The following is a 7,047-nucleotide window of genomic DNA, read 5'->3' on the forward strand; positions in this document are numbered from 1 at the left end:
GGCCGGGCACGACCGGGAGCGCGGTGCCGAGCGGGTCTTCCGGCTGTCGCGCATCACCGGCCGGGTCCGGGCCCGGACCGGCGCCTTCACCGCGCCGGTGCCCGATGTCGTCACCGTCCGCGAGACGGTCGAGAGCTGGGCGGGGGAGACCGCGACCAGGACCGCGCTGATCCGGCTCCGCTCCGGCTGCGGCTACCCGCTGCGTGCCCGTGCCGTGGGCGTGCGGGAACTCGGCGACGGGTGGGACGAGTTGGAGATTCCGTACGGGCACGGACTGGACGCCTGGCTGGTGGAGTTCGGCCCGGACGCCGTCGTGCTGGAGCCCGCGGACCTGCGGGCGGACGTGGTCGACCGGCTGCGCGCCGTGGCCAAGGGCTGAAGGGGAGTCGTACGACCATGGCCGCGAACGCCATCGACCAGACCCGGCGGATGCTCTCGCTGGTGACCTATCTGCGCGAGCGCCCCGGCGCCCACATCGCCGATGTCGCCCGCGCCTTCGGGATCACCGAGGACGAGCTGATCTCCGACCTCGACGTGCTGCCCATGTGCGGGACCAGTTTCCGCGGCGGCGACCTGCTCGACATCGACACCGACGGCGAGCGCATCTGGTGGCGCAACCCGGACGCCTCGGGCGAGTCCACCGCCGAGCCGCTGCGCCTGGCCGCCGACGAGGCGACCGCGCTGCTGGTCGCGGCACGGGCCGTGGCGACCCTGCCGGGCCTGCGCGAGGGCGACCGGGACGCGCTGCTGCGCGCCACCGCCAAGGTCGAGGGCGCGGCCGGGGAGGCCGCGGGCGCCAGCTCGCGGCTGTCGGTGACCTTCGAGTCCGAGGGCGGGGTCTTCGCCGACGTCGACCGCGCGATCTCCGAGCGGCGCCGGCTGTGGCTGCGCTACTACTCGCCCGCCCGCGACGAGCTGACCGAGCGCGAGGTCGACCCGATCCGGCTGTTCGCCGTCGGGCACACCTACATGGAGGCGTGGTGCCGCCTGTCGGAGGCGCGCCGCACCTTCCGCCTCGACCGGGTCGCCGAGATCCGGCTGCTCGACGCCCCGGCCGCCCCGCCTGAGATCGAACTGCGCGATCTCTCCGAGGGTCTGGTGCAGCCCTCCGCGGACGACCCGGAGGTCGTCGTCGAGGTCGGTCCCGGCGGCCGCTGGGTCGCCGAGTACTACCCCCACGACCGGGCCGAGGAGCTGTCCGACGGGGGCCTGCGCATCACGATCCGCACCCCCGCCCCCGCCTCCCTGCGCCGGCTCGCCCTGCGGCTCGGCCGTGACGGACGCATCGTCTCGCCGCCGGAGCTCGCCGCGAGCGCACGGCAGGCGGCACTCGACGCCCTCGCCGCGTACGACGGCCGGGACTGAGGAGCTGCGCACCGCATGTCCTTCGTCCCGGGAGCTCCCACCCAGGTCGGGCCCGTGCTGTTCAAGGCCGCCTGCCCCGACTGCCGTGCCCGTTTCGAGCTGTCGGCGGGCGCGCTGCGTCTCGCCATCGGCGGCAGCCGGCGCACCACCTTCTACTCGTTCACCTGCCCCGAGTGCGGGGCGGCCGTCCGCAAGCCGGCCGGTGAGCGGATAGTGGAGCTGCTCACCGGGGGCGGTGTGCGGACGCTGCGGCTGCACACCACGGCGTGAGGGCGGGCGCACCGGGCAGGACGCGGCCGTACTAGGCTCGGCGCATGTTCTGGCCCATGCTCGCCGTCGCCGTCGGCTTCCTCTCGATCGCCGTCCTGGGGGTGCTCGCCATCCGGGTCTTCGTCGAGGCCCGCCGTCTCGGCGACCAGGTCGCCCGCACCGCACAGCGCGTCGAGCGCGCCGCCCAGGACCTGGAGCGGGCCGCCACCGGCCTCGCCCGGACCGGCGAGTCGCTGCGCTGAGCCGCCCGGCGGAGGCCCGGACCGATCGCGGACGCGCCCTCCAGAAGCGCGGATCCGGGCGGTACGCTGCTGGTGGTGGCACCGGAGATGAGGCGCCGGGCCGCTGACCGGAGTATGCAAGAGGATTGCCCAGCGTTTACCCCTGCGGGTTACGATCGCTGCGTCGTCTCGGACATCTGTCCGCAGGGACATGCAGACACCAGCCCCAAGCCGCCTCGGTGAGAAGGTAGACACAGTTATGTTCCGACAGATCGGCCCCACCGAGATCATCATCATCGCCCTTCTGATCCTCCTCCTCTTCGGCGCCAAGAAGCTTCCCGACATGGCCCGTTCGCTCGGCAAGTCCGCGCGCATCCTCAAGAGCGAGGCCAAGGCGATGAAGTCCGACGGCCAGCAGCAGCAGACCGCCCCGGCGGAGCCGAAGGACGCGCAGGGCCAGGCCGCTCCGTCGCGCACGATCCAGGCCGCGCCCGGCGACGTCACCAGCGCCCGCCCCGTGAACGAGCCGACCGACACCCCCCAGCGCTGACGACTTCAGGGCCGTTCTTGCCGACGGCCTGCCGCACGAGATGAGGACGTGGGTTGCTCAAGTCTGCCCGCCCCAGCCAGCAGGAGAAGGACCCCGAGGGGCGCATGCCGCTCGCGGAACATCTCCGTGAGCTCCGCAACCGGCTCGCCAAGGCGACGCTGGCGATCGTCGTCGCGTCGATCGTCGCCGTTGCGTTCAGCCAGGAGCTGATGGAATTCCTCACCTCGCCGGTGCCGGAGTGCGGCTCCGACGGCCCGAAGAAGGGCGGGGTGTGCGCGACGGTCGTCTACACCGATCTGCTCTCCCCGTTCACCACCACGGTCAAGGTCGTCCTGATGGCCGGCATCGTGGTGTCCTGCCCGATCTGGCTGTACCAGCTGTGGGCGTTCGTCGCGCCGGGACTCCACCGCAACGAGAAGAAGTACACCTACTACTTCGCTGCCGCGGCCGCCCCGCTGTTCGCCGCCGGTGTCTACTTCGCGTACCTGATCATGCCGGTGAGCATGAAGGTGCTGCTGTCCATCACCCCGTCCCCCGCCGAGAACCTGCTGAGCGTCGACAAGATCCTGGACTTCACCGTCCGGATGGTGCTGATCTTCGGCTTCTCCTTCGAACTGCCGCTGCTGCTGATCATGATGAACCTCACCGGCATCGTCACCGGCCGCCGGATGCTCGGCTGGTGGCGCGGCGCGGTCATGGGCATCTTCGTCTTCGGCGCCGTCGCCACCCCCTCCACGGACCCGCTGGGCATGGTCGCGCTCTCCGGGCCGATCATCCTCCTCTACTTCGTCGCCGTCGGCTTCTCGCTCCTCAACGACCGCCGCCGCAGGCGCAACGACCCCGACGCGGAACTCGACGACGACGAGGCCTCCGAGCTCGACCTGACGCCCGCCGCGGTCGGCGGCGTCGAGACGGTGTCCGCCGCCAAGGCGCTGCCCGAGCAGGCGTCCGGCGAGCCCGACACCCGGCGCAGCCACGGATACGACGACATCACCTGACGTTCGATCACCGCGCGTGCGCGGAAGGTGACAGGGCCGGGGAGCCGATTCCCGGCCCTTCGCACGTGTGCCGCCGCCCTCCTCGCGGGTACACAGTGGGTGGTCTCCCCGTCGCCCCGGGGGCCCCGGCCCCCGCCGGATAAAGATCCGCTGACTGTCGGAGGTGGCGGGTAGGCTCATGAACAAGATGACCGAGGATCTCTCTCCCGCCGAGCGCTATGCCGCCGCCCGCGTCCGCGCGGCGGAGGCGGCCACCGCACTGGCGCCCTTCCGCGCGATGTACGACTTCGACCTCGACCCGTTCCAGATCGAGGCGTGTCAGGCGCTGGAGGCCGGCAAGGGCGTGCTCGTCGCCGCGCCCACCGGCTCCGGCAAGACCATCGTCGGCGAGTTCGCCGTCCACCTGGCCCTCGAACAGGGCCGCAAATGCTTCTACACCACGCCCATCAAGGCCCTGTCCAACCAGAAGTACGCGGACCTGGTCAGGCGCCACGGGGCCGACAGGGTCGGCCTGCTCACCGGCGACAACAGCGTCAACGCCGACGCCCCGGTGGTCGTGATGACCACCGAGGTGCTCCGCAACATGCTCTACGCCGGCTCGCAGGCGCTGCGCGGCCTCGGCTACGTCGTGATGGACGAGGTGCACTACCTCTCCGACCGCTTCCGCGGCGCGGTGTGGGAGGAAGTGATCATCCACCTCCCCGACTCCGTGACGCTGGTGTCGCTCTCCGCGACCGTGTCGAACGCGGAGGAGTTCGGCGACTGGCTGGACACCGTCCGCGGTGACACCGAGGTGATCGTCTCCGAGGAGCGGCCCGTGCCGCTGTGGCAGCACGTCATGGCCGGCCGCCGGATGTACGACCTCTTCGAGGAGAGCACCGACCACGGCGGCCGCGGCCGGACCAGGCGCGAGGTCAACCCGGACCTGGTGCGCCTGGCCCGGATGGAGAACCAGCGCGGCTACAACCCGCGCGACCGCCGCCGCGGAAAGATGGTGCGCGAGGCCGACCGCGAGCGCGAGCGGCGCCAGCGCAGCCGGATCTGGACCCCGGGCCGGGCCGAGGTCATCGACCGGCTGGACGCCGAGGGTCTGTTGCCGGCCATCACCTTCATCTTCAGCCGCGCCGCCTGCGAGGCGGCCGTCCAGCAGTGCCTCCACGCCGGCCTGCGGCTCAACGACGAGGCCGCGCGCGCCACGGTGCGCGAGATCGTCGAGGAGCGCACCGCCTCCATCCCGACCGAGGACCTCCACGTCCTCGGGTACTACGAGTGGCTCGAAGGGCTGGAGCGCGGCATCGCCGCCCACCACGCCGGCATGCTGCCGACCTTCAAGGAGGTGGTGGAGGAACTGTTCGTCCGCGGCCTGGTGAAGGCCGTGTTCGCCACCGAGACCCTCGCCCTCGGCATCAACATGCCCGCGCGTTCGGTGGTGTTGGAGAAGCTCGTCAAGTGGAACGGCGAGCAGCACGCGGACATCACCCCCGGCGAGTACACCCAGTTGACCGGTCGCGCCGGGCGCCGGGGCATCGACGTCGAGGGGCACGCGGTGGTGCTGTGGCAGCGCGCCATGGACCCGGGCGCGCTCGCCGGCCTCGCGGGCACCCGCACGTATCCGCTGCGTTCCAGCTTCAAGCCGTCCTACAACATGGCCGTCAACCTTGTGCACCAGTTCGGGCGGCACCGCTCGCGCGAACTGCTGGAGACCTCCTTCGCCCAGTTCCAGGCGGACCGGTCGGTGGTCGGCATCGCCCGCCAGGTGCAGCGCAACGAGGAGGGCCTGGAGGGCTACCGCGAGGGGATGACCTGCCACCTCGGCGACTTCGAGGAGTACGCGCGGCTGCGCCGCGAGCTCAAGGACCGTGAGACGGAACTCGCCAAGCAGGGCGCCTCGCAGCGCCGTGCCGCGGCCGCCGCCTCCCTGGAGCGACTGAAGCCGGGCGATGTGATCCACGTGCCGACGGGCAAGTTCGCCGGGCTCGCGCTGGTGCTCGACCCCGGGCTGCCCGCCGGGCGGACCAACGGACACCGCGGCTTCGAGCACCACGACGGGCCGCGTCCCCTGGTGCTCACGGCCGAGCGCCAGGTCAAGCGGCTGGCCTCGATCGACTTCCCGGTGCCCGTCGAGGCGCTGGAGCGGATGCGCGTCCCGAAGTCGTTCAACGCCCGCTCGCCGCAGTCCCGGCGCGACCTCGCGTCGGCGCTGCGGACGAAGGCCGGGCACATCGTGCCCGAACGGCACCGCAAGCAGCGCGCCGCGGCGGCCGACGACCGGGAGATCGCCCGCCTGCGCACGGAGCTGCGGGCCCACCCCTGCCACGGCTGCGACGAGCGCGAGGACCACGCCCGCTGGGCCGAGCGCTATCACCGCCTCCAGCGGGACACCCACCAGCTGGAGCGGCGGATCGAGGGCCGTACCAACACGATCGCGCGGACCTTCGACCGCATCGTGGCGCTGCTGACGGAGATGGACTACCTCCGCGGCGAGGAGGTCACCGAGCACGGCAGGCGGCTGGCCCGCCTCTACGGCGAACTCGACCTGCTCGCCAGCGAATGCCTGCGCGACAGGGTCTGGGAGGGTCTCGGCCCCGCCGAACTCGCGGCCTGTGTCTCGGCGCTGGTCTACGAGGCGCGGCAGGCGGACGACGCGGTGGCGCCCAAGGTCCCGGGCGGCCGGGCCAAGGAGGCGCTGGGCGAGATGATCCGCATCTGGGGCCGGCTGGACGCCCTGGAGGAGGAGTTCAAGATCAACCAGGCGGAGGGTGTGGGGCAGCGCGAGCCCGATCTCGGCTTCGCGTGGGCCGCCCACCAGTGGGCGTCGGGCAAGGCGCTCGACGAGGTGCTGCGCGAGGCGGAGATGCCCGCGGGCGACTTCGTGCGCTGGTGCAAGCAGGTCATCGACGTCCTCGGCCAGGTCGCGGCGGCCGCCCCCCGGGAGAACAGCACGGTCGCCAAGAACGCCCGCAAGGCGGTCGACGGGCTGCTCCGCGGGGTGGTGGCGTACAGCTCGGTGGGCTGAGCGCGCCCACCGCCGCCCCTCCTGCCGGCTCACGCATGACGGCGCGGCACGGCCTCCGGGCCGTGCCGCGCCGTCATGCGTGCGGTGGCCGCCGGGGTCGCCCGGCCGCCGCCGCGGTCAGCTCCAGAACGCGTCCGTCTCGTCGATGTCCTCGGTGCACTCGTCGATGTCGGTGATCTTCCCGCCGGTGATCGTGAAGAACAGGCCGTCGCGGATCTCGATGCCCCGGTCGCCCCGGTCGGCCCGGGTGGTGTGGAAGGACATCACATGCCCGCGGCCGTCGGCGAGGACCGCCTCCACCTGCACCTGCATGGTGCCGTCCGTCTCCTCACCGAGCCTGCGGAACAGGCCGAGAATCGCTTCGCGCCCCTTGTGGTGCCCGGAGATGGGGCTGTTGCCGGGGACGTGGTAGACGGCGTCCGCCGTCATCAGGGAGCTGAGGGTCTCCATGTCGCCTTCGCTGAACGCTACGTAACCCCGGCGCACCAGGGCGCAGTCAGGATGCTCGGACATCGCAGGACACACCTTTCGTCCGCTTCGATCCCCGTTTCCTCCATCATCCGCCGGGCCTCCATCGCTGTCCACGGACCGTAGGTGCCGGCCGGACCGTGGTGCGGGAGCTGCCGG

General features: G+C 72.0%; 8 protein-coding genes. 7 read left to right on the forward strand and 1 reads right to left on the reverse strand.

The genetic code is table 11. From position 1 onward, the window contains the following. From EAO77_RS25765 to EAO77_RS25795, 7 genes are all read left to right on the forward strand, one after another. Positions 1-379: helix-turn-helix transcriptional regulator (locus EAO77_RS25765; RefSeq protein WP_147991032.1), on the forward strand; the 379-nt coding region annotated here is incomplete at its 5' end. Between the two features lie 17 nt (positions 380-396). Further along, positions 397-1,365, forward strand: coding sequence for a helix-turn-helix transcriptional regulator (locus EAO77_RS25770; RefSeq protein ID WP_147990654.1), 969 nt, complete (start codon positions 397-399; stop codon positions 1,363-1,365). A 15-nt stretch (positions 1,366-1,380) separates the two neighbouring features. Continuing rightward, positions 1,381-1,635 (forward strand): hypothetical protein, encoded by a 255-nt coding sequence (locus tag EAO77_RS25775; RefSeq protein ID WP_147990655.1) that lies wholly within the window; start codon positions 1,381-1,383, stop codon positions 1,633-1,635. Positions 1,636-1,679: 44 nt separating this feature from the next. Next, positions 1,680-1,877 (forward strand): hypothetical protein, encoded by a 198-nt coding sequence (locus EAO77_RS25780; RefSeq protein ID WP_147990656.1) that lies wholly within the window; start codon positions 1,680-1,682, stop codon positions 1,875-1,877. A gap of 238 nt (positions 1,878-2,115) precedes the next feature. Then, the gene (tatA, locus tag EAO77_RS25785) at positions 2,116-2,406 is read left to right on the forward strand and encodes a Sec-independent protein translocase subunit TatA (protein ID WP_147990657.1); all 291 of its coding nucleotides are present in this window, start codon (positions 2,116-2,118) and stop codon (positions 2,404-2,406) included. 104 nt (positions 2,407-2,510) lie between these two features. After that, complete coding sequence (gene tatC, locus EAO77_RS25790) at positions 2,511-3,404, forward strand: twin-arginine translocase subunit TatC (protein ID WP_147991033.1); 894 nt, start codon at positions 2,511-2,513, stop codon at positions 3,402-3,404. Positions 3,405-3,591: 187 nt separating this feature from the next. Continuing rightward, the gene (locus EAO77_RS25795; RefSeq protein WP_147991034.1) at positions 3,592-6,420 is read left to right on the forward strand and encodes a DEAD/DEAH box helicase; all 2,829 of its coding nucleotides are present in this window, start codon (positions 3,592-3,594) and stop codon (positions 6,418-6,420) included. A 117-nt stretch (positions 6,421-6,537) separates the two neighbouring features. Here the strand turns inward: EAO77_RS25795 and EAO77_RS25800 are convergent, their stop codons facing one another. Further along, positions 6,538-6,933, reverse strand: a complete 396-nt coding sequence (locus EAO77_RS25800; protein ID WP_147990658.1) for a nuclear transport factor 2 family protein — start codon at positions 6,931-6,933, stop codon at positions 6,538-6,540. Positions 6,934-7,047: the final 114 nt, after the last annotated feature.

It is taken from the genome of Streptomyces sp. T39, assembly GCF_008042045.1.
GTDB lineage: Bacteria > Actinomycetota > Actinomycetes > Streptomycetales > Streptomycetaceae > Streptomyces.